We start from the raw sequence: 21688 nt of genomic DNA on the forward strand, positions 1-21688 counted from the left end.
GGCCCCGGCGCTGACGGAGCGTGTCATGTCCCGTTCGGCCCGCTCCGGTGACGTGGTCCGGCGTGCGCAGTACCTTGCCCTGTTCGCCCGGGGGATGTCCACGGCGCCGGGACTCGCCGCGCAGGCCGCCGAGTTCGCCGTGACGTCGGCCCGGCTGGCGGCGGACATCGACGACCCCGACGATGTGGACTGGCTCTACCCCCACGTCGCCGCGGGCCTGGAGGCGACCGGGCACCACCAGCAGGCGATCGACTTGGTCAGCCGTTTCCTGAACGATCCGGAGGACGGCCTGGTCGAGATCGGCATCGCGGCCGCGGAAGCCGTTGATCTCGACCGGGCCCTGAAGCCGGCCGAGCGGCTCACGGAACCCATCTACCGGGCGCGCGTCCTCAACGCCGCCGGCAGGATGACGGCGGGGTCCCGTGACCCGGCGCGGACGCTGGCCCTGGCCCGGCAAGCCCAGGACGCCACCGACGAGGTGCCCTACCTCCACTGGCGAGTGACGCTGTCGGTCGGCACCGCCGACTTCCTACTGCGGGCGGGCCAGGAGGAACGGGCCCACGCCGTGGTCAAGCGGGCGACGAACATGGCGCGGAGGGGGGCGAGGGCCCGGGGTGAGCACCCTCGTCAAGCTGGCCGTCGCGGCTGGCCGGTCCGGGCAGCGGGGCGAAGCGGCTCGCCTCATCCACCGCGCCGAGCAGGCCGCTGACGCGTCCGCCGGTTACGCACGTGTCCTCGAGCTCGCGGAGGTGGCCGAGGGCCTGCACCACACGGGTCGCCCCGCAGAGGGGGACGAACTCCTGCGCCGCGTACTCCACGAGAGCCGGACCCTGGCAGATCCTGGGGAGCGCTCAGAAGGCTTGGAACGGGTGGCCGAGGTATTCGGCCGCATCGGGAAACCGGACGGAGCGGCAGAGTCGGCTCGGGAGATCCCGGACCTGGCAGGCACCGCCGACAGCCCTTCCCGCCGGCGCTGGGACACGTACGCCGCCGCCGGTGCGCTCCTCGCGGCGGGCGATATCGACGTGGCGCTCGGGCTGGAGGACGGCCTGCCGGAGGACGAGGCCGACGAGTTCCTCACCAGTGTCGTGAAAAAGCTCGTGGACGCCGGTGATCTGGCCGCAGCAGAGCTGATCATCAACAGGCAAGAAGAAGACGAGCGCGCCCTCGGCTATCTCGCGGCGGGTGCCGCGACCACGGGGGACGTCGCCCGTGTCGCCGCGCTGCTGGAGGAGATCAGCACCCCTGTACGGCGCGAGGCGGCCACGCCGGCCGTCGTCAAGGCGCTCTGCCGGGTGGGTGCCCGCACGGCGGCCCGCGCCCTGGCCGATACCCTCACCATGCCCGAGCACCGCGTCAAGGCGCTCGCAGCGATCGCCCAGCCGCTCGGCCCCTGCCCGCAAGGGCGCCTCGTGCTGGTCGAGGCGCTGCGTTGGGGCCCGTGGGAGCAGGTGCCTGAGGAGATCGCCGGTGTGGTGCCGGAGCACATGTCCCTCCTGGCGGGCCTCGTGCCGGCGGAAGGCTATGGTCCGCGTTCAAAGATCATCAGGCCGTGGATCACGGTGGGGTGATTCGCCGTCATGAACTTATCGACTGGCTCCGCGGGACCTGGCGATGCGAGCGCGGATGGTCGAGCTGAGCTGGGCAGGGGAGACCACGTCGACGATCGCCTGGGAGCCGCGCTGTGGTGGGAAGACCGTGCGGCGCCGGCTGCACCGCTTCAACCAGTCCGGGCCGGAGGGGCTGGAGGACCTCGGTGGCCAGGGGCGCGAATCCGGGCTCACCACCTGCCTGACGTCCCGCTCAAGGAGCGGGGAAGAAACCTGCGGGGTCGCGGTCCCCGACTGCGTCAAGGGGCGCGTTCTCCGGCGAGGGGTGTCCTTCCGGATGGAAGAGCCACATGTGAAGGCGTACGCCGGGGGAGTCTTGTAATTCGCTGATAAGGGCGGTAATTCTACCCGTGCCACGTACTGAGTGGCGGACCGGCATTCTCTTGGCCATGGGGGTGGCGTAGCGGGTGATGTCATTTTCGTAAATTCTGTTAAGAAATGGGTCCGCTTGGCAGAGCTCTCCCATCGCGGCGAGCGTGTGATTCTTCTTGTTCAGGGCCAACGTCATGCGTAGACCCCCGACCAGGAACGGCGCCCATTGGTCTTCCCAGTCGATGAGTACCTTCTGCCTGGCCTCATCGTTGAAGAGCATCCAGTGCGGAGTGTTGTGCGGCACCTGCTTCCGCGGGAACAGTTCCGAGTACGCCGAGTTATAGGCAAGGACGTTGAAGGCCACGTCTGTGATGCATGCCATCAGGGGCAATATTTCGAGAAGCTGGCTCCAATCGCCGGGTACGGAGGCTGAGCGGATCCCCATGGGTGGCTCGGGTGGCTGCCCGCCTCGCGCCAACGCGTAGAAGACCAACCATTCCCGTGCGCTTAGCCCAAGAATTTCTGAGACGTCTCTGAGGTATTCGTGTGACGGGTTTTCCAGGACTCCGCGCTCCAGCTTCCCGTATGTCCCGGCGGATCGCATCAGGAGTTGATCCATATGATCCTGGGAAAGGCCGGGGGTCTTCCTGCCTCGAGGATCCCTCCTTTTGAATCCCAGGCTCTCTGGATTGATCGCTTCGCGCCGGGAGATCAGAAGCTGACGTAGGGCCTCGGCATCCACTGATCCGGCACTCCTCCTTTAGTGGCGGACTTTTTCAGGTTCTGGAATTACCTGAAAAAGTCTAACCCTGGAAAAGCGTCGAAGGGTAGACCAGGATCAGGCAACGAAGGCACCGTCGAGGCACGGGAGCGGCGGGCGGCGAGAGGTCGCGACAGGCGCGAGGCAGCTGCCCTGACACTCCCAAGCCGCCCGCCGGCAGCCTCCCGGGCAGCCCGCGTACGACTGCTCCGATTCGGTCAAGTCCGTCGCGAACCTCTGGCCCGCGATGAACACCTAGGCGTCAAGAAAGGGATGGGAGACCCGATGCTGAAGAACTCCAGGATCTTCTCAGCGGTGAGCGGACTGGTGTTGGTGGTCGGAAGCCTGGTGGGAAGCGCCTCCGTCGCCGGCGCCGTCGGCGCGAGTCCGCAGGGGTCGGAACAGATCAAGTCCTGCTTCGACCATTTTCACACCTACTACAAGGAAAGCGGCGCGTACTTCACGGGGCTCGGAACGACCACGAGCAATTGCGCAAACATAAACATCTGGCCTAAGACAACCCGTGATGTCAGGGTCTGCTTCTACCCGAAAAGCGGGAGCAATTTCTGCCAGGATCAGTACACGACCGCCAGAGCGAACGAGTGGACCTCGATCGCATTCGACGTCCTGGACGGAAGCGACTTCAGCTTCCAGTTCAGGTCCGCCGCCCAATCCGATGGATGGTGGGCTGCGTGATGCCCACCCGCTGCGCGTCTGACGGTCAGAGCCCCTGAGGTTACGCGCAAACGGACGAATTCGGCCCGCGCGATCCGCGCGGGCCTCCTTCTTCTATCTTCGCCGCCGCCATTTTCACGAGGCGTCGGGCCGGTGCGTTCGCGTGCGAGCCTTGGTGAGGGGCTGACGGGGGTGGAGGAGAGGCCGGGGCTCTCGGCTCGTCAGAACGGGCTGAAGGAGTCTCGGTGTTCGCGGATACCCCCGTGCCGCGCCCTCTGGCCGGAGACTCCGTCTGGATTTCTGTCCCGGAGTCGCGCCGCCGGCGCCTCGTTAGCCGTCCGCCGCCTACAACGGGCCGACCTACCGTCCCCCTGCCCGGCGGGGTGCGTTGCCCTGATTCCGGGGGACGGACCCGTGGGTTCGCGGTCAACTCACGGGGTGGCTTCGGCGGCTTGCGCACAGGCGCGCCCGCCAAGTCGGCCTCAACCGACGATCCTCAAACCATCTGCGACGGCAAAGGAGCCAACGTGGCAGGATCGGGAGTCATGGACCGGGTACGGGCGGCTCCGCGGCCAGGCCCCGGTCGTAGTCCATGCGGGCGGTCTGGACTTCCTCGATATGGCACTCGGCCCACGCCTTGATCGAGGCCATCACCGGCAGCAGGCTGTGGCCGAGCGGGGTGAGCCGATAGTCCACCCGGACCGGCACCGACGGGGTCACCGTGCGGGTGAGCAGGCCGTCGCGTTCCAGGGTGCGCAGCGTCTGGGTGAGCATCTTCTGGCTGACCCCGGCGATGATCCGGTTCAGGTCGCGATACCGCAACGGCCCGTCGGCCAGTGCGTTCAGCACCAGGCTCACCCACTTGTCGCTGATCCGGTCCAGCAGCTGCCGGGCCGGGCAGGTGGCGAGGTAAGCGTCGTAGGCGGCGCGCACGTCGGCGCGGTGCTGGGCGGCGGTGCGGGTGGCCATGGCACTCCCAGGTCGGGTACGCACTCCGAAGTGCGTACTTCCTGATGGAGAGTAACTCCCTTTAGGTTCGTGGACATGAAAGCTGTGATCGTTCGTTTCTTCGGTGGCCCGGAAGTCCTTGAGGTGGCGGAGGTTCCGGTGCCGGAACCCGGTCCCGGCCAGGTCCGGATCCGGGTCGCCGCCTCGGCTGTCAACCCGGTGGACGTCCAGACCCGCTCCGGCGCGCTCACCGCGGGCGGCCTGCTCCCGGAGCGGGAGGTCATCGGCATCGGCTGGGATGTCGCCGGCACTGTCGACGCGCTAGGGCCCGAGGTCGCCGGCTTCCGTCGCGGCGACGCGGTGATCGGGCTGTCCGACCGGCTGGCGCTGCCGCTCAAGACGCAGGCCGAGTACGTGGTGCTGGATGCGGACGCGGTCGCTGCGGTGCCTGCCGGCACCGACCTGGTGGCAGCGGCGACCCTGCCCTTGGGCGGGCTCACCGCTGCTCAGGCACTCGATACCGCCGCGCCCAAGCCCGGCGACACGCTGCTGGTCACCGGAGCGGCGGGGGCAGTGGGCGGCTACACGGTGCAGCTCGCCGCGCTGGCCGGTGTGCGGGTGGTCGCGGTCGCGGGCGCCGGCGACGAAGAGCTGGTACGCGATCTCGGCGCGGAGTTCTTCGTGCCGCGGACCGCGGACCTGCCCGCCGCGGTGCGCGACCTGGTGCCCGGTGGCGTGCACACCGCGGTCGACGCGGCGTCGGTGGGGATGCCCGCGCTGGACGCGGTGCGCGGCGGGGGTTCGCTGGTCAGCGTACTGGGCAACGCGCCGACGCCGCTGCGGGGCATCCGGGTGGGCAACGTATGGGTCCGCGCGGACGGCCCTCGCCTCGCCGCGTTGGCCGCCGCCGGGCTGCGTCCGCGGATCGCCGACGTCCTGCCGCTGGACATGGTCGCCGAGGCGCACCGCAGGCTGGCGGCGGGCGGGCCGCGTGGTCGCCTGGTGCTGGTGCCTTGACGCAGCGTGAACCCGAGGGTCCGATGCCAGGGTGTGGACCCTCGGGTTCGTGGTGAAGCCGCAAGGTCGGTTTCCTGCGGCCGCTCCAGGAGAGCGCGGGCGGAGTTCGTGCAGCGGATCGTGGTCGTCTCATCCGGACCGAAGACCTCGGCGAGGTGGTCGGGCCCGTGGGCGAGGGCTTCCTCGAATCGACGGTCGACGCGGAGCCGTTCCAGGACGGCATCCTGGCCGTGGAGTTCGAATCCGGGTGCTGAGGCCGGTGGCGCGCAGGTCCAGCGGGGACAGTAGTCGCTGGACGAGGTCGAGTTCGTCGTCGGCCTGCCCGGGGTGGGCGAAGGCGGCGACGAGGGCGCGCTGAGCCTGGGCGGTGGCCTGTCCGCCGGCAACACTGTGCTGCTCGGCCTCGGCGCGGGCGGCCGCGACCCGCAGTGAACCCGGCCGGGTAGCCGGGTTCGCCGGTCGGTCCGTCCTCGCCGACCGGCTCGCGCGGCGCCTGGAGGGCCGGATGCCGCTGGGCGGCCCGGTCCAGGATCTGGTGGGCCCGCTGATCGGCTTCGCCCTGCCGCAGCGCCGGCAGTGCGGCGACGTGCGGTGCGACGAGGGGGCGCTGCTCGCTCCGGCCGTGACTGCCCGCGCTGCAGGGAGGGCCGGCTCGACCGCCGTGCGCAGCGCCGTGTGGTCGCGCCCGCCGTCGACGCCGCGATGCCCGGGGCGAACCGTACGACCCGCAGGATCCCGATTCCGGCCCTGGCCCCGACGACGTCGAGATGTTCCGGTCGCGCAAGCCTTCGGCACATGTCCACGACGGAATGGGCCCGGTCCTCCCGCCCGAGGAGCCCCCCATACTTGGTGGCCTGGCGTACCGAGTTCCTGGAGATCCTCGCCCGGGAGGGGGAGCGCCGTCACTCCGGGCAGCGGCAGCCGGTCGCTCCGGGCCGGCGCGCCCGCGCCCGCAACCGCGTTCGCGCCGACGCGGCTGACCGCCACGGAGAGGGCCGCCGAGGAGCAGGAACGGGCGGAGGCCCTCGCTTCGCGGGCCGTCGAACGGTGGGGCGAGCAGGACTGGCAGCACGAGAGCACGGCGTGGCCGGCGGCGGCCGGGAGGAGTGCTACGAGGTCTGCCACGCCGAGGACGATGACCTGGTGCGGATCGTGCACCATCCGCGCCCGGCGCAGGACATCGCCGGCGGACTGCGCGCCCTCGCCCAGCAGGTGCCCTGGGCCGCCCGGTCGCCCTGGCCGTCGACCAGCCGGCCGCCACCTCCTTGACGGGGCTACCCAGGTACTCCATGACTTCGAAGTGCCCACCGTCACCACATCACCGGTCAGCTCTGACGGCGGCGCCCGGGCCCGGGACGAGTGGGGGACTCCGGTAACGGGGATGACGGTGTGTTTCGCGAGCTATCGGCCCCGCGGCTCCGGGCACCGCCGTGTGCGGAGGCGCCCGGCGTGCGAGGGGGGGACACGGCCGAGCGCCGAAGGAGCCGCCTCTGCCCGGTGTGTCAGACGGGAATGTCGCCCGACAGGCCGTACTGCTGGATCGTCTGGCCACCGTCCGTGGTGCGCAGGATGTACCACGTGCCGTTCGACGGCCGCCAGATCGCGAAGTCGGCCTTCCCGTCGCCGTCGAAGTCCCCGGAGACCGGAACGTCGCCGGACATGCCGTACTGCTGGTCCGTTCTGCCGCCGTCGCTGCTGCGGATGACGTACCACGTGCCGTTCGACGGGCGCCAGACGGCGAGGTCGGCCTTTCCGTCGCCGTCGAAGTCGGCTCTGAGTCGTTGCGGCGCGCTCGTGTCGGCGGCCGCCAGGGTGCGGGGCTCGGCCGGGCCCGGGCTTGCCACGGCTGTGCCCGGGAGTCCGGCGGTGACTGCGGTGACTGCGAGCAGCGCGAGGCAGACGGCACTCAGGCGGGCGGAGAGCTTCTTTTTCCTCATGGTGTCTCTCGATTCCTGTCGTCCTGTCGATGGAGCAGACAAGGGATGCGATGAGTGAGTGTCATGAGGATGCCGGGGCGGGAGCCCCGGCGAAAGACATCAGCAGGTCACTGTCAACGGCCGGATTCCGCCCGGGTACGCGGGGCGGCTCCGCTCCGCCGACGGGGAACTGGTAACCGGTTCGTCATCCCGTTCCTCGGCGACGACGGCGGCGCCCGGCGGGTCCGGGACTGGCGGCTGCGGCCAGGGGAGGCACGTTCTTCGAGATGACCGCCCTGACCGGGCGGCCGCCGGACCGGGCGGTGTGCACGGGGCTGACGGAGGCACAGGCCAAGGGCCGTCGCCAGCGGCTGGGCGGGCGTCTCGGAGGCTGACCACGGCCTCATGAAATACCTGACCCCGCGCGCCAAGGCCCTGCGGTGAACGCGGCCCCTGGCCTGCGGATCGTATGCCCGTACGGTACCGCGCGCCGCCGTGTTCCGTGGCCGCCTGTGCGGCTGGCCGGGCGGCTGCCGCGCAACCCGACGGCCTTGTGAGATGGCGCCGTTGGACTGTGGCCGGGATCCGCGCCGCCCGCGCCGGCTGGTCCCGGGTCCCTGGGCCTGGCGTCCACCGCCCTCGCTCTCACCCGGCCATCCTCGCCGCCCGCCGCGCCCCGTGTGCTCTGACCTGGAGTGCGCCGCTGCGTCGGCTGCACTCCGGGCACATCGGTGACTACGTGGCCTTCACGGTCGCCGACATCGCGGTGATGTCCGTCCCGGCTCTATGGTGAGCCGACCCGTCCCGCGGGTCACCGGATGACGACGGACCGCCCCATGAAGAAGTACCCGCAGAAGTCGGTGTACGGGCCGCGGTTGGCGGTCTCCGGGTTGGTGATGCGTACTCCGCTGTTGTCGTAGTTACGGGCCGTGTCGCTGCCCGGTTTGTGGCCCCAGAACAGCTCCTGGTGTTTGCGGTAGAAGTGGAAGTCGGTGCCCGGCCAGATGACCATGGCCAGGAACCATCGCGGGTTCTCGCTGTCGGGCAGGCACTGGGTGCTGCGTACCAGGCCGTCGATGAGGATGGCGTTGGTGAGGTCGAGGCAGGTGTGGGCCTGGAACTCGTGTCCGTGGGCGCGGCCCGGCTGGGCGCGGGTGTCGGTGCGCCGGTCGCCCGCGTAGTTGTAGCAGTTGTTCTGGGGCTGGACCTCGGGGCGGTTCCAGAAGGCGGGGTTGTAGTTGCCCAGTTCGACCAGGCAGGCGGCGGTGGGTTCGGGTGCGGCCTCGGGGGCGGGGGCCGTGCCGACCGAGGGGTGCGAGGGCAGACGCTGGGGCCGGAAGAAGGGCGGGGGAGCGTCGGCGAAGCGGTCGATCTCCCGCAGGACGAGGTCGCGCATGCCCGCGTCGAGGGGGGTGGACCGGTGCTCGCGCAGGGGTGTGGCGACGTGGCGGGTCATGCCGGAGACCACCTTGCGGGCCAGTTCCGTGGACCGGGCGACGTCGCGGGCGCCGGTGGTGCCGAGGGCGAACTCGCGAGGCAGGGGGGTGGGCCAGACCTGGTCGTCGCTCACGGCGGAGAGCACGACCTCGCGGTACCCCAGCCCGTCGGACCCTTCGTGGGGCAGTCCCACGACGTCTTCGGCGGCGTCGGCCACCTCGGACAGGAGGGTGCGCACCGCGCTCTCGTCGGTGATGATCCAGGCGGGGTTGGGGCGCCCGGAGAAGATCTCGACTTCCACTCGCAGCATCGCACCGCTCCTTCGAAAACCTGCCGGGCCCGTCCGCCGGCCTGGGCCGGTACAGACTTCATATGCTGGCAATGCCGTATCACCGGGTGCAATGAGCCGAACGAGTGACGGGTGACGGGGGTTGGGGAACGAGGCCCGGCGGATGGAAATCGCTGGAGACTCGGGAAAGGGGCCCGTGCCGGTTCCGTTTAGTGCCGGGCGGGTGCGAAGGGGACACGGAAACCGGCTGTGCCGCCTGCGGGCGGGCGGCGACCCCGCCCCGTGGCACAGCCGGCGAACCGCCCCCTACCGCACGGCCGCGGCCCGGCCCGAGCCTGACGCCCGGCCGGAGAGCAGCCGCGCCCCGGCCGGGCGCTCAGCCCCCCGGGGGGCGGGGGGCTGAAATTCACTTCCTCGGTGACCGAGAAAATGCCGCCGTGCCCGAATGCTCCAGTGCGTACACCTACGGGATGAGCGCGCTCCTGATCTGCCCGGAATGCGGACACTGCGGTGATCAAGGACGCGGTCGGGAACGTGCTCGCCAACGGTGCCACGGTTTACGGTGGTCAAGAACCTGAAGGTCAAGGGCAGCCCGGCCGGGATCAAAGCGGGGGCGGTGTTCACTGCCCGTCTTCCGGCGGTCGACCGGCGACGGGTCGGCCCCGGCTCCCTTTTTTCGCGCGGATGTGAGCGGATGTGAGAGGCGTCCACGCAGGCCCGGGACCAGTCGAGTTCGTCCGCGGCATGCGGCTGCGCGAGGAGAATGCGGTGCGGCCGGTCGAAGACGCCGGTTTCGTGCCACCGTCCCAGCCGGCGCCAGCGGGTCTGCCCCGGGCCGAATCCCAGCCTCCAGGGGCAGGAGCTGCCGGCTGATGTCCTGGTAGAGCACGTACAAGATGCCCTGCGGCCACAGCCGGTCGGATCACCGGCCGTGGCCCGGGCGACCGACCGGGCCACGGCGGCGGCAACGGTTCGACAAGCTTCCACAGTTCATCGTCCACGATCCACGGCCGCCTGCTCACGCCCACCCAACAGCCGAAGCACCACACACGTCACGGCCAGCCGGCCACACCCAACAAGATCGTGCTACGAGCTCTCAGGAGGAACGGCCGCCGGGGCCCATCAGCCGGTCAGATCTCCGTACAGGTGAGCCCGACGCCGACGTCAACGCCCTGGGCTACGACGCCCAGCAGGCCCAGCACCGACGCTACGGAGGAGTCGCTCGCGGTGCCTACCGTCTGGCAGTGGTAGTTCGCCGGGGCTCCCGGGGTGGGCGATGCGCAGCCGAAGACAGCAGTGCTGCCGAAGGATGTTCCTGAGCAGTGGACGTCCACGCCGTCGGCGGCGAGGGACGCGGTGGCCGCTCCAGCGAGCAGGGCGGCGGTGGCCGCGAGCGTGGTCAGGCTGCGGCGCAGGTGCTTCATACGGGGCTCTCCCTCGGTGAGCGCGGGTCGCCGTGGCAAGTGCCCGGCGGCGGACCCCGGACCGGCCATGTCCCTCCCGTACCCAGGGGCCGGCAGGGACCTGCCCTCGGGCGCAGCGGGAGGAACCTGCGGCCCCCGACACATCAATGCGCGCAGTGCCGCACTCTCCCCGGCGGGCGCCCCACGCGTGTCTCCGAGCGCCGTCATCCTGCCTGTTCCCGCCCCTCCCTCGAACTGCCCGGGTCTGCCGGATTCCGCCAAGGGCCTGCCCGATCGGTCCGTGTGGGCCCGCTGGGACCCATCGGAAAGTGCCTAGTGGTGTGAGGGGTGACTCCACCATGCTGCCGAGACCATCTCGTCGTTCTTGGCGTGGCCGGCTACGGGGGATGCCAGGACAGCAGTGATTGCGAGGGCTGCTGTGGCGATGATGCCAGCGGCGATGTGCTTAAGCACGAGTTCTCCATCGTCTCGGCCGGGTGAATTGCTGGTAGTACACCACCCCGCGATCTATGGACGATAAACAGGAGGCTTATCCGACAGCCCGACTGGCCCCGTGCGGCCCCCGCGGCGACGCCCCGCTGGATGTGCCTAAGGTGCTCCCGGCCGCCAGCCAGCCGCAGCGCGCCGACGCTGCTGTCGTCGACCAGGAGCTCACCCAGGAGCAGGTCCCGCGCTGGCGCAACCGCGCCGCTGCCGACCACCAGATCGTCCACGACCACATCGTCCGGTACAGCGAGCGGTCGGCGCAGCGCCTGTTCACCCGGGCGTTCGTCGCGACCGTGCAGCGCCTGTCCCGGCTCGGGCATCTGGACCTTGGCTACACCCCGTGGGGGCAGGCACGAACGGCGGCGAGATCTCCGGTGTCGACCTGGCCCGGGTCGTGCTGCGGGTCGCGAGAGACCAGGAGCGGAAGAACGGCGGGAAGAATTTCGGTTGAGGAAGGGCAAGTTCACGCTCTGCCGTCCGCTCGGGCCGAAGGCACAGGCTGAGGTCCGACAGGCCGTTGAGGCACAACGGGTGAAGGCCGACACGGACGTCCAGCGGCCATCCGGCTAGGCCCACCAGACGTCGGTTGAAGGACAGCAGATGCCGCAGGCCAAGCGCCCTGCCGGGCCGCTCCCGTACGCCTCGAAGGACGAGACAGTCCAGGCCACCATCGAGGTCGTGCAGCACTTCCGGGCCTGGGTCGAGACCCCCATGGGCCAGGAGATGCTGGCGAGTAAGCACCCGCGGCTCATCGCGTTCAAGAACGCGTGGGAGAGTCTCCCGCCGGCGGAACTGCCCACTGGTCCGGGCCCGGCTACTGCCCCGTACGGAGATGTGTCAAAGGCGGCCCGCGCCTTGTGGCGGAAGGTGGCGGAGTCGGGCCGCTTCGCCGGCGGAGACCTTAAGGCGCTGCGTGCCGTCGCCGACAGCGCGGCGGCGCACGCCGAGCGCCTCGCCAAGACCGCCCCTGCCGCCGAACAGGGATTTCCACTGCTTCCCGGCGCGCCGCGGTGACGGCCCACGGCGCCAGGCGGCAGGCCCCGCGCCCCCGCGGTCACCACGCCGCCGCTAGGTACGGCAGCGCCGTCGTCCCGCATCTTGTCCTAGAAGGCAAGCGTTGATGGGGAGGAACAGGTCGGTCGGAGGACGTGCCCGAAATATGTGGTCGCCGATCAGTTGATCGGCCTAGAGTCGCTGGGGACCATTCTCAGGGGAGGGAGCGCATGTTGCAGGAGCCGATTCCCTTACGTTGCGGTCTTGCACAGCTGACTGTTATCCGGCACGGGCAGAGCGCGGCCAACGTGCTCTTCGCCGAGGCGGCGGAGAACGACCGAGCGGAGGTCCCGCTGGAAGCCTGCGACGACGCACAGGTACCGCTCTCCGCGCTGAAGCCGGTTACAGGTGCGTGCCGCAGGGCGATGGCTCGCTTCCCTCGGACCCGCCGACCGTCCCGACTTGGCGGTCAGCTCGCCCTACCTGCGGGCGCTCCAGAGCTGGGACGGCATGGCTGCCCGGGCCCGCGAACAAGGCTGCACACCCCCCTCAGCGCTGGTGGACGAACGCCTGCGGGACCGCGAGATGGGGTGGTGGTGTGGCTGGTGATGAGCCAGTCGATGTCCTGCGCGTCCAGGCCCGCGCGTTCCAGTGCGGTCTGGGCTGCCTCCTTCGCCAGGGTCAGCATGCCCTGGACGGCTGGCGTGTTGCGCTGCTCCAGGGTGCCTTCCTTCGCCACCACCTCGAGGGGTGAGACGAACTGGCGGGTCTCGACGCTGAGCTTCTGCGCGTGCGCGGGTATCCGGTCAAGGATGGGATGGCCGGGATTTGCCCGGTGCATGTCCGCGATGACCTCGGACGTGGTGACGGTGTGTTCGGGGAAGACCGCGACGGGCGGGGTCGCGAAGGCCACAGGGGCTCCGATCTGACAGGGCGATCGATGGGCCTGATGCCCCCTGACATCAGGCCCATCGGCCCGTTCTGGTGACGCGCCATTCGCGAACGCCTCGACGTGCGCCCGCCGTTGATGGTGAGGTACAGGCGGCTGTTGGCGTCGATGACGATCTGCAGGTTGGTCGAGTACCGGTAGTTCTTGCTGGAAGCGGCGATGCTGCGGTCACGGGTGGGCACCAAGATGCCGTCGACGATGTAGACGGTGTACTTGCGCGGCCGACGCTCCGGGGAGATCGCCAGCAGCGGTGCGAGTGATCGAGGATGCGGTCGGCTGCGGACTTCGATACCCCGAACAGCGGTGCCACCTGCCGCAACGTCAGGTTTGTGCGCCAGTACGTGGCCACCAGCAAGACCCGGTCCGCCAGCGGCAGCCGCCACGGCCTGCCCCGCTGAACGTCTCCACCCACAATGGCTCAGCCCTCAACACCCCGGCCATACCCAAGAAATGCCCAGATCACAGCCATCTGCAACACGCTTTAGGTACCACCTGACAGTTGTCCGTCCGTCAGTCAAATCGATGTCATGAGCGAGGTCCTGGAATGGCGACAGGAATCCCAGTGCAGACCACACTCACTGCCCTTGCGGGACCGGTCGGCCACGGAAACCCTCACGTCGGTCCCGTCTCGTGGCCACCATCGCCACCACCGAAGGCTCGCACAGTCGCCCGGAGGCCCTCCCCCGTCATAACCGGGACGGCCTCCGCAACCTCATCGAGGCCGCCAAGGCCGGGGAGCTCAATCAGCTCCTCTGCACGAGGCCGCCTACAGGCAGCGGTCGCGGTGTCTGTGCCGGCAAGGGTGCAACAGAGTCCGCGTTGCACTCCTGCCACCGCGCCTCGTAAGGGTCAGCCCCTGGGCCTCGACCGCCCGTCCGCTCACTAGCAGCTCCGACTTCCCAGCCATCCGCGGAAGCGGCACAGCGGTGGATGGGGCGGTGAGGACGTCACGAGGCCCTGCAGGCAGCGAGGACGCGGGGCCGGGGCCGGGCGAGCGAGGCCGGGGGACCGGCTGCGGCCTGCGGGCCGAGAGGGTGCCGGGCCCGCATGCTGTGGTCCGGGCGCAGTGCCTACAGCTGAGGCCGGGGGACATGCGCCAACACGTCGTTGAGGAACCTAGGCATGTGGCAATGGGCTACGGGTTGCCGTGGTCTCGATGGTGGGCAGCGTCCCGCAGGTGATGACGTAGCTGATCGCGCAGTTGGGTGAGTGGCATGGTGGCGCCGAGCTTTCGGAGGAACTCCTCGGTGTCCCAGATGATCAGACCGCCTTGGCGGGAGAGGTACAGGCCGACTTGGTTAATGCCGAACTGGTTGGTGTAGTCCAGCAGCAGGTATCCGGCGAGTTGGTAGATCTCCTCGCGGCCCAGACGGCGGGGGTCTTTGGTGGCTTTGCAGTCCAGAAGGAGGCCGTCCAGGATGTAGTCGGCGTCGGCCCCGCCGAGGTCGCCGCTACCGGTGAACACCGGGCCGCATATGCGGGCCTGTGCCGACAGGGCGCGGAAGGAGGCGAACGGGCTGTCGGCGAGTTGCATCTGCCGGTCGATGTCTTCCACGACGTACTCGGGGACGGCTGCGGTCAGGTCGTCCAGGCAGGTGTCGGGGGTGGCCCGGGTGAGCATGCTGAAGCGGCGGATCTCCCCGGTGCGGGCGATGTCCTCGAAGAAGCCGGCGACGAAGCACAGCCGGGCCAGTGAGGGCTCCTCCTGGGTGGAAGGGTCGGCGAGGTAGGCGTCGACGGTGGCGAGCAGGTGCCTGCCTGCCGTGTGGAGGGCTTTGCGGGCGTCCGGTGCCGGGGCTCCGCGCAGCGCTCCGGGGCCGTCGAGTGCCATGACTCCTACGGCCACGGCGGGTCCGAGGCGTCCGCCCAGGCAAAGGCGGAGCCTGTAGTCGATGGCGTGTCCGAGGGCCGACCAGTTGGGATACTGCACATCGATCGGTTGCACGGGGTGGGGAAGGTGGGCGACCCAGGCCAGGTAGTCGCGGACCAGGTTCTGGCTGTGAGGCAGGTGGGCTGCCATGAACTGTGAGATCGGTGAGGAATCGTATTTCAGCTGACCGGTCAGGCTCAGCTCGATCATCGGCCGCCCTGCCACCGTACCGTCCTGGCCCGCGCCCGCCGCCCGGGTCTCGTACTCGTCGATCCAGGCGATGCCCTCGATGTCCAGCAGATGCCGTGCGCGGCTGACAGCGACGTAGATCAGGCGGGCCTCGCTCACATTCAGCGAACGTTGCAGCCCCTCGTCATCCATCGACGGTGCCATGAAGCCTTCGCCGATGCGCACCGACGCCCACTCGCGGCCTTTGGCCTTGTGCGCGGTGGAGACCGTGACCTTCGCCTCCTCCTCCGAGGACAGGCGATCCACAGCCCCGATGATCTGGTCGGGGCCGTAGGTGTCGACCAGATGCACGATCGCTTTGAGGTCCTGGCCGGCCTTGTCCTGCTCGGCGTACTCCTGCACCTCACCCCAGGAGCTGAACAAGAACAGCTCCGGATGGCTGGTGCGCTCCCCTGCCTTCAGCTCCGTTGCGGCCGTCGCAATACGCCGCAGCGCACTGCCGCCGCCCGTCAGCGCCACCGGGATACCTAGTTCGAGGTAGGCGAGGACTTCCCTCATCGCGTCCACATTGCCGCGGCAGAGCACAGCCTCCGGGTGCGTCACCTTTCCCACGCGAGAGCCTGGGCCGTGGCCGGTCAGCTGCATCTCCGATCCGGCGTGGCCGAGCCAGCGGTTGGCCACCTCGGCGATGGCCGGGCCGAAACGGAAGGACTGTGTCAGGCGCAGTTGCTCGGCCGGGAAGCCGGTCATCACGTCGCGCGCGTGGCGCCAGCCGTAGATCTGCTGGGCCGGGTCGCCCACGCATACCCGCTGCGCGTCCTGGGAGAGGAAGACCTCCTCCAGCACCGGATTGGTGTCCTGGGCCTCGTCCAGCAGTACGAAGTCGGCCCCGAGCTGCGGGGAGGTCATGGCCCACAGCTTCATGTAGTGGTCGTGCTCGAACCGTAGGCGGCCTGAGAGCGAGCAGATGTCCTCCCAGGCACGGTGCGCGTACGGGAGAAGGGTCCGGGCAAGGTAGTCCTGGCCTGGGGCATCGAGGCCGTTGACCGGCTCCATGTGGCGGGCCATGACCTGGCGGTCAGTGGTGTAGCAGAATTTGCGGACCATTCCCATCACCAGGCGTGCCTGGTGAGTGACCTTGATCAAGCGGGAGCTGATCGTTAAGTCGCGGGTGATGCCCAGCAGATGGGCGGTGTGTTTGGCAGGTATCCGGGCCGAGGCGTTCAGGCGATCGCGGTAGTGGTGCCCGACGGCCTTGAAGGCCAGGGAATGCGCAGTTCGGCACTCCACGTTCGTCCCGAAGCGCCTGCGGGCATCATCGGCGATCGCCCGGTTGAACGCCACGTACAGCCCTCGCTTGCGGGTGGCGGCGCCCATCAGGATCAGTGTGGATGTCTTGCCTGTCCCCGCGCCAGCAACGAGTGCCAGGTCCCGGCCCGCCGCGAACACCTCCCGGGCAGCCTGCTGCTCCTTCGTCGGCTCCATGGCCATAAGGGGGGTCCTCTCTGGGAAACGCGGCTTCATCTACCGCAAGCCCAGAGGCTGCCCGCCCCGCGACCATCCGTCAATACGGTCACATATTCGGTAACCGACAGAGGTAAGGACCACCTCCTGCCGGACAATGCACCATGCAAGCCGGACCTCTCGGGGAGGCAAGTCTTAGAGGTGCTAACGAAGGCGTTGGGGGTGATGGTGGGTGATGAGGCAGGTGGCGAGGCCGAGGAATGCCTCGTGGATGTCGTCGCGCTGTTCTCACCTGTTCCGCAGGCGGCGGAAGCCGTGCGACCAGGCGATCGTCCGTTCCACCGCCCACCTGAAGACGCCCAGGTCGGAGCCGTGTTCCTGGCCCCGTTCGGCGATGACCGGGCGGGTGCCGCGCTGTCAGAGCGGGCGCCGGTACTTGTCGTGGTCGTAGCCGCGGTCCGCGAGCAGGGCGTCCGGCTGGTGACGGGGACGGCCGACAGTGCCGGCCACGGCGGGGACCTTGTCGAGCAGGGGCAGCAACTATGTGACGTCGTTGCGGTTCCCGCCGGTCAGCGATACCGCGAGCGGGACGCCCGGCCCGTCGGTGAGAATGTGGTGCTTGCTGCCCGGCCGCTCACGGTCGATCGGGCCGAGGCCGCTTTTGGGCCCCGCCGGGCAGCCCTCACACGGGAGGAGCCGATCACCGCCCGCGACCAGTCCGGCTTGCCCTTCGGCCGCAGCTTCTTGAGCAGCACCACGTGCAGCTGGTCCCAGACGCCGACGTCGTTCCACACGGCCAGCCGCCGCCAGCAGGTCACACCCGAGCTGAAGCCCGGCTTCTGCGGCAGGCACTCCCACTGGATGCCGGTATGCAGCACGAACAGGATCCCGCGCAACGCCTGCCGGTCCGGCACCCTTGGCCGCCCCTCGACCGGCTTCGGCGCCGGAAGAGGCAGCAACGGCTCGATGAACGACCACAGCTCATCCGAGCATCAGGCACCCGATCCTCCTGGGGCGAACGGGCCTCTCTGCGTTCCGGCTGCGCAACTCGCCAACCGAACCGCTCAGTCACACCTATCAGATCCTCTCGGTGATGGTTCCGGAGGCGGGAGGCTCACGTTGGGTGCGTGATGCCGGAACTTCGGGCCCCACGATGAAGAGGCGTCCCGCACCGATGGGGCTGTGCATGGTGCGGCGAGGTGAACTGACCAACCGGGTTTTCCTCCAACCACCTGGGTCGGTGGGCTCGGTTAGGATGCCCGCCGGCCCAGGGAGGCGGCTACGAACCGAAGATCACGCTGTCGGGGAGGTCGCCGGAGAAGCTGGTGAACTGGCCGGGCTGCAGGCTGCCCCAGGAACTCCCGCAGCTGCTGTCGAAGTAGAGCGTGGCAGTGGCGTTGGTCTGGTTCGAGGCGCTGGTCGCACCACCGTGGACGGGCCGGCACTCGTGCAGGGGCGGGTTGGTGATCTTGAAGTCTCCGACTGACGAGCTGTAGAAGAACGTGCCGGAGGCGTCGGCGTAGGCGCTGCTCATGGGCAGCGCGGTGAAGAGCGCGAGGGCGGCTCCCGCGGTCAGGGCCAGGCGACCGAGGCGCGTCGCTGGAATGCGTCTGATGGTCATGAGTACAACGGTTCCAGACGGCACCAGGAGCGCCCAAGGTGGTACAGCTTCCGCGAACCAGGAAGCAGGGAGGACAGCGCGCGCCTCGCCGCGCTTCGCGCGCCTGTTCAGGCTCCCCGCACGGCTCCTGTCCCCTCCTGGTGGTCGGCGACGCCTACGTGATCGACGCCCTGTGGGGCTAGTTACTCTTCACCGGTGCTTCTGTCGTCGCCATGACGTACCTCGAGGGCAAGGCCGGCGCCAGGAGAGGCTCCTGACCGGTGTAAGCCACGAGTGTCTTGCGGCTTGCGCCGGATAGTGCGCGCCGTCTCGTCCGAGGTGGTGTGGCTGTCCGCGTCTCGTAACCGTCTGATCGTCTCTCTGACGGTCTGCACGCGGTGGCCGTCAGAGTGATCGTCCCCGGCGGCCGCCGGGGCTCCCGGTGCCTGACGGGCCGGACACCGTCGGACGCCGAGCACCACACCTGCTGGTCCAGGCGGAAGTTGTAGGTGCGGTTGATGATGAAGGTGGTCACTTCGCCTGCCCGAGGCCGTGGTGCGCTCTCCCGCCTCGAACGACCTGGCCGGGTGGAAGTTTCCCGAGGCGGTCGTGCCCTCGCCGTGCTTGCTGACGTGTGAGGAGCCGACCCTGCTGACGGCCCTGGTCACCGAGAGCTTGGTGTTCGGGCGGGAGCCGTAGCTGATGGTGTCCGTGGCTTCCGTGGTCGTCACGCCGCCGCCTGAGGTCTCGGACGAGCCGTCCATTCTGATGGTGGCCGAGATGCTCTGGCCGGCGGACTGGCACTGGAGATCGCCGCTGCCACTGGCACCCGGGACGATGCCGCCGACCCGCATCGAGAAACTGCCGGAACAGTCCATGACGACGGCCGCCGCTGCTGGCGTACCGATGCCCATCGACCCGAGTGAGAGCATCCCGGCGGCAGCGGGGCAGCGAGTGCGTGCGATACGTGAGGTCAGCCGACGAGTCCTCCCCAAGGCTGCGCCGTCGCCGATCGAGCAGGCCAGCGCTCGGCGCCGTCGCCAGGCCACCACAGCCACTGAACTCGCCTTGCCCTGCACGAGTGGAATTCCTCTGCGGCGCGCGGGCCCGCCGCTCGGCACGTGAGTGCGGGAAGTCCGACCCGATCGATACCGAGGTCGTGGCCCGGGTTGCGCTGCGTGAGTCCCTCCTCATCCGGTGGCTGGCACGGCGGCGGCACGGAGCCGTTGCACCAGGCGCTCGCCGCCCCGCTCGGCATCCCGGAGCAGCAGGACGTACGCCGCATCCGTGGCCCCGGTGCAGCACCACCTGCGTCCATGTCACGGCGCGGACGGGGTGTGGTTGCCGCCAGAGCGCCGCCTGTGCTCGGCTCGTCCGAGGCGGCCCCGACCGAGGTCCATACGCACACTCACCGTGGCACCGTGTGCGTCTCCCGGGGGGGCTGGGCTCCTGGTGTGGCAGCTGCTCAGCCGGCTGCTCGAAGTCGGGGCCCGGGACGACCGTGTCGCCCGGCAGCTCACCCGCCGCGCAGCGGAGAAGCACGCTTGCCCGCCCGACACCCGGCCCCACGGCACGGTGCCTCCGTCGGCGTAGGCGGAAGCGGGCTCGGAGAGGCAAGGGGCGAAGACCCGGGTGGCTGGTGTGGCGGATCAACGCCGACGCCCCCGTGGCGGGGGCCGTGGCAGGCATCTCGGGAACCGTGCCTGGAGTGGGACAGGGCGCCGGTTGACAGCGGGGAGCCCCCGCCTTCATGCTTTCACTAATCAAGTAGTGGAAGCGTGAAGGGTGGGGTGATCGAATACGGATCGACCGTGGCGTAGCGGCCTAGGCGCAGATAGTGCTGCAGCTCAAACCGCTGCGGACGGGCAGGCCGAAGCTGCCGACAGATAGCGAGCCCTCGAGGCCGTCACCGCCAACCCCCACACCGTGTTCAAGGCGTACCGCGAACTGGAGCGGGCGGGCCCGGTCGAGGCTCGCCGGGTCCTCAGCACCTTCGTGCCGCCAGTCCCTCGCGCGGCTCCGTGCGCAGGCGGACTCTCTGCCGTGCGTGGAGCTCGCTGCGTGGACGAGACGAGCACGGGCGGCGGGGCGCGACATCCTCGCCGTGGTCATCGCCTTACCGCCGCTGACTACGAGTACGAGCAGATCCCCGGCCGACCAGGAGCACCCATCGCCTGATGCGTCGGCCCCAACATCCCATCTCGTGACCGGAAAGTGCGGTTCGTCGGCCTCGGCTCCGATGGATCCACTGCCCCGCCTCCTGAATCCGCCACCTGGTGATCAGAAGGAGGCATGAACTCCCCTTCACGGCAGCCGCTTCGGTCGGCCGCCGATGCCTTTGCCACAGGAGTAACCATGTTCACGTCTGCCCCCGCCGAAGCTGCCCGCAGCCGGCCTCAACCGCTCCAGGCCGTCAGGCGCCTGATGCCCCGGGTCTCAGCCGGGGGTGGGCGCCTGGCCGCAGTCGACGGGCTGCGCCTGCTGGCGGCAGCCGCCGTCGCGGGTTACCACTACCTGGGCACCCCGACCCCTCGTTTCTGGGGCGAGGCATACGACCTGCCGCAGGCGGCACCATTGCTCCACGCGGTCACCCGCTACGGCTGGCTTGGCGTCGAGGCGTTCTTTCTGATCAGCGGCTTCGCCATCTGCATGAGCTGCTGGGGCCGTACCCCGGCGCAGTTCGCGGTCTCCCGCATCGCCCGGCTCTTCCCGCTCTACTGGGCCGTCGTCCTGATCATCGTCACCGCCGGTACCGTCACCGTGCTCGCCGGACAGCGGTCAGGAGCACCCACGGACCTGCGCACCACCCTTGGCAACCTGACAATGATCCCCGGCCCGCTAGGCCTGCAGGCCACCGCCGGCGTCGCCTGGACCCTATGGGTGGAAGCCCGCTTCTACCTGCTCATGGGCGCGCTGCTGCTGATCGGCCTGACCTACCGACGCGTCGTAGCCTTCGGCTTCCTGTGGCTCACCCTGGCAGCCATCGGCCGCGAACTCGACTCCACCTTCCTGAACGAGTTCCTCCTCACCCGGTACGCCGGGCTCTTCGTCACCGGTATCGCGCTCTACCTCATGCATCGCTTCGGACCCAACCTCTTCCTGTGGCTCCTGACCGGCTTCGCCTGGTGCTACACCCTGACCGTCCTGCAGGACCGGATCGCCGCACACGCCGTCCCCGCCGCCCAGGGAGCCAGCCCCAGCTGGGCGGTCAGCGCGGCCGTCCTCACCGGCTTCCTCGTCCTGCTCGCCCTGGCCGGCCACGGCCCGCTGCGCCACCTCAGATGGCGCGCCCTGATCTACGCGGGCGCTCTGACCTACCCCTTCTACCTGGTTCACCAGAGCCTGGGCATACCCGCCGCCCGCGGCTTCCTCAAGATCGCCCCCGGCCTCGGCCTGCTCCCGTCGATCGCCTTCGGGCTCCTCTTCTCACTGCTGCTGGCCGCCGTGCTGGACCGCTTGGTCGACCGCAGACTCGGCCGCCTGCTACGCCACCGCCTCACCGCCGACCTCGACCCCGCCGAGCAAGACCGGCCTGCACCGCCCTCTGCCAACAGCCCCCAGAAACCGGCCTGACAGCGAGGCCGGACCAATACTGCCGCTGCCGGGCCTGCGCTGCACTGCTGTGGCTGACCGCCCCGGCCGCATCTCGCCCGCCGCCGCAGGCATGGCCTTAGGAGATGGACGGCATACCCACGGGCGCGGCCCGTTCGGTCGCCGCCGCCCTGGCCGTTCCTCCTCACCCCCTCTTT

General features: G+C 69.5%; 16 protein-coding genes and 3 pseudogenes. 9 read left to right on the top strand and 10 right to left on the bottom strand.

Annotation, left to right across the window (positions count from 1 at the left end; all coding sequences use genetic code 11):
* The first annotated feature begins 25 nt into the window (after positions 1-25).
* From AF335_RS09355 to AF335_RS36390, 3 genes and pseudogenes are all read left to right on the top strand, one after another.
* A complete protein-coding gene (locus AF335_RS09355; protein WP_102917796.1) occupies positions 26-709 on the top strand; it encodes a hypothetical protein in 684 nt (227 codons plus the stop codon).
* The gene (locus AF335_RS09360) at positions 615-1571 is read left to right on the top strand and encodes a hypothetical protein (protein ID WP_102917797.1); all 957 of its coding nucleotides are present in this window, start codon (positions 615-617) and stop codon (positions 1569-1571) included. The genes AF335_RS09355 and AF335_RS09360 overlap by 95 nt, the downstream gene beginning before the upstream one ends.
* A gap of 43 nt (positions 1572-1614) precedes the next feature.
* Positions 1615-1734, top strand: a pseudogene (locus tag AF335_RS36390) (helix-turn-helix domain-containing protein); the annotation flags it as partial.
* Between the two features lie 69 nt (positions 1735-1803).
* Here AF335_RS36390 and AF335_RS34520 read toward each other — a convergent pair.
* Positions 1804-2664 carry a helix-turn-helix domain-containing protein gene (locus AF335_RS34520; protein ID WP_170127643.1) on the bottom strand — a complete coding sequence of 287 codons (861 nt, stop codon included), beginning with the start codon at positions 2662-2664 and terminating at the stop codon, positions 1804-1806.
* A gap of 303 nt (positions 2665-2967) precedes the next feature.
* Here AF335_RS34520 and AF335_RS09370 point away from each other — a divergent pair, with 303 nt between their 5' ends.
* Complete coding sequence (locus AF335_RS09370; protein ID WP_146045482.1) at positions 2968-3378, top strand: hypothetical protein; 411 nt, start codon at positions 2968-2970, stop codon at positions 3376-3378.
* A 522-nt stretch (positions 3379-3900) separates the two neighbouring features.
* Here AF335_RS09370 and AF335_RS09375 read toward each other — a convergent pair.
* Positions 3901-4326 carry a winged helix-turn-helix transcriptional regulator gene (locus AF335_RS09375; RefSeq protein WP_102917800.1) on the bottom strand — a complete coding sequence of 142 codons (426 nt, stop codon included), beginning with the start codon at positions 4324-4326 and terminating at the stop codon, positions 3901-3903.
* Positions 4327-4401: 75 nt separating this feature from the next.
* On the opposite strand from AF335_RS09375, the gene AF335_RS09380 reads away from it, so the two are divergent.
* Both AF335_RS09380 and AF335_RS34000 read left to right on the top strand, forming a co-directional pair.
* Positions 4402-5322, top strand: coding sequence for an NADP-dependent oxidoreductase (locus AF335_RS09380; protein ID WP_102917801.1), 921 nt, complete (start codon positions 4402-4404; stop codon positions 5320-5322).
* Between the two features lie 846 nt (positions 5323-6168).
* Positions 6169-6591 (top strand): hypothetical protein, encoded by a 423-nt coding sequence (locus AF335_RS34000; RefSeq protein WP_146045483.1) that lies wholly within the window; start codon positions 6169-6171, stop codon positions 6589-6591.
* A 233-nt stretch (positions 6592-6824) separates the two neighbouring features.
* On the opposite strand, the gene AF335_RS09395 is transcribed toward AF335_RS34000, so the two are convergent.
* The 3 genes from AF335_RS09395 to AF335_RS09405 all read right to left on the bottom strand — a co-directional run bounded on the left by AF335_RS09395 (position 6825) and on the right by AF335_RS09405 (position 10388).
* On the bottom strand, positions 6825-7259 hold the full coding sequence (locus tag AF335_RS09395; RefSeq protein WP_102917804.1) for an FG-GAP repeat domain-containing protein: 435 nt from the start codon (positions 7257-7259) through the stop codon (positions 6825-6827).
* A gap of 790 nt (positions 7260-8049) precedes the next feature.
* Entirely contained in the window at positions 8050-8985 is a 936-nt protein-coding gene (locus tag AF335_RS09400; RefSeq protein WP_102917805.1) for a hypothetical protein, read from the bottom strand.
* 1109 nt (positions 8986-10094) lie between these two features.
* Complete coding sequence (locus tag AF335_RS09405; protein ID WP_102917806.1) at positions 10095-10388, bottom strand: hydrophobin family protein; 294 nt, start codon at positions 10386-10388, stop codon at positions 10095-10097.
* A gap of 1086 nt (positions 10389-11474) precedes the next feature.
* Between AF335_RS09405 and AF335_RS09415 the strand changes: the two genes are divergently transcribed.
* Positions 11475-11888, top strand: a complete 414-nt coding sequence (locus AF335_RS09415; protein ID WP_102917808.1) for a hypothetical protein — start codon at positions 11475-11477, stop codon at positions 11886-11888.
* A 448-nt stretch (positions 11889-12336) separates the two neighbouring features.
* On the opposite strand, the gene AF335_RS35485 is transcribed toward AF335_RS09415, so the two are convergent.
* The 5 genes and pseudogenes from AF335_RS35485 to AF335_RS09435 form a co-directional block, all read right to left on the bottom strand.
* On the bottom strand, positions 12337-12780 hold the full coding sequence (locus tag AF335_RS35485) for a beta-ketoacyl-[acyl-carrier-protein] synthase family protein (RefSeq protein WP_221505686.1): 444 nt from the start codon (positions 12778-12780) through the stop codon (positions 12337-12339).
* An 86-nt stretch (positions 12781-12866) separates the two neighbouring features.
* A pseudogene (locus AF335_RS09420) lies at positions 12867-13216 on the bottom strand (helix-turn-helix domain-containing protein); the annotation flags it as partial.
* 735 nt (positions 13217-13951) lie between these two features.
* Complete coding sequence (locus tag AF335_RS09425; protein WP_102917809.1) at positions 13952-16366, bottom strand: UvrD-helicase domain-containing protein; 2415 nt, start codon at positions 16364-16366, stop codon at positions 13952-13954.
* 177 nt (positions 16367-16543) lie between these two features.
* Positions 16544-17319, bottom strand: a pseudogene (locus AF335_RS09430) (IS5 family transposase).
* A 299-nt stretch (positions 17320-17618) separates the two neighbouring features.
* Complete coding sequence (locus AF335_RS09435) at positions 17619-17960, bottom strand: hypothetical protein (protein WP_102917810.1); 342 nt, start codon at positions 17958-17960, stop codon at positions 17619-17621.
* Between the two features lie 690 nt (positions 17961-18650).
* On the opposite strand from AF335_RS09435, the gene AF335_RS34525 reads away from it, so the two are divergent.
* Together AF335_RS34525 and AF335_RS09455 are read left to right on the top strand one after the other, a co-directional pair.
* Positions 18651-19064, top strand: a complete 414-nt coding sequence (locus AF335_RS34525; protein ID WP_170127644.1) for a hypothetical protein — start codon at positions 18651-18653, stop codon at positions 19062-19064.
* A 1230-nt stretch (positions 19065-20294) separates the two neighbouring features.
* Complete coding sequence (locus AF335_RS09455) at positions 20295-21512, top strand: acyltransferase family protein (RefSeq protein ID WP_228773437.1); 1218 nt, start codon at positions 20295-20297, stop codon at positions 21510-21512.
* Positions 21513-21688 lie beyond the last annotated feature (176 nt).

The sequence above is a fragment of the Streptomyces eurocidicus genome, assembly GCF_002891295.1.
Taxonomy (GTDB): Bacteria; Actinomycetota; Actinomycetes; order Streptomycetales; family Streptomycetaceae; genus Streptomyces; species Streptomyces eurocidicus.

Coding starts and splice junctions, on each gene's coding strand:
- AF335_RS09355 (WP_102917796.1), top strand. CDS start 26: ATGTCCCGTTCGGCCCGCTCCGGTGACGTGGTCCGGCGTGCGCAGTAC.
- AF335_RS09370 (WP_146045482.1), top strand. CDS start 2,968: ATGCTGAAGAACTCCAGGATCTTCTCAGCGGTGAGCGGACTGGTGTTG.
- AF335_RS09375 (WP_102917800.1), bottom strand. CDS start 4,326: ATGGCCACCCGCACCGCCGCCCAGCACCGCGCCGACGTGCGCGCCGCC.
- AF335_RS09380 (WP_102917801.1), top strand. CDS start 4,402: ATGAAAGCTGTGATCGTTCGTTTCTTCGGTGGCCCGGAAGTCCTTGAG.
- AF335_RS09395 (WP_102917804.1), bottom strand. CDS start 7,259: ATGAGGAAAAAGAAGCTCTCCGCCCGCCTGAGTGCCGTCTGCCTCGCG.
- AF335_RS09400 (WP_102917805.1), bottom strand. CDS start 8,985: ATGCTGCGAGTGGAAGTCGAGATCTTCTCCGGGCGCCCCAACCCCGCC.
- AF335_RS09405 (WP_102917806.1), bottom strand. CDS start 10,388: ATGAAGCACCTGCGCCGCAGCCTGACCACGCTCGCGGCCACCGCCGCC.
- AF335_RS09415 (WP_102917808.1), top strand. CDS start 11,475: ATGCCGCAGGCCAAGCGCCCTGCCGGGCCGCTCCCGTACGCCTCGAAG.
- AF335_RS09425 (WP_102917809.1), bottom strand. CDS start 16,366: ATGGCCATGGAGCCGACGAAGGAGCAGCAGGCTGCCCGGGAGGTGTTC.
- AF335_RS09435 (WP_102917810.1), bottom strand. CDS start 17,960: ATGACCATCAGACGCATTCCAGCGACGCGCCTCGGTCGCCTGGCCCTG.
- AF335_RS09455 (WP_228773437.1), top strand. CDS start 20,295: ATGTTCACGTCTGCCCCCGCCGAAGCTGCCCGCAGCCGGCCTCAACCG.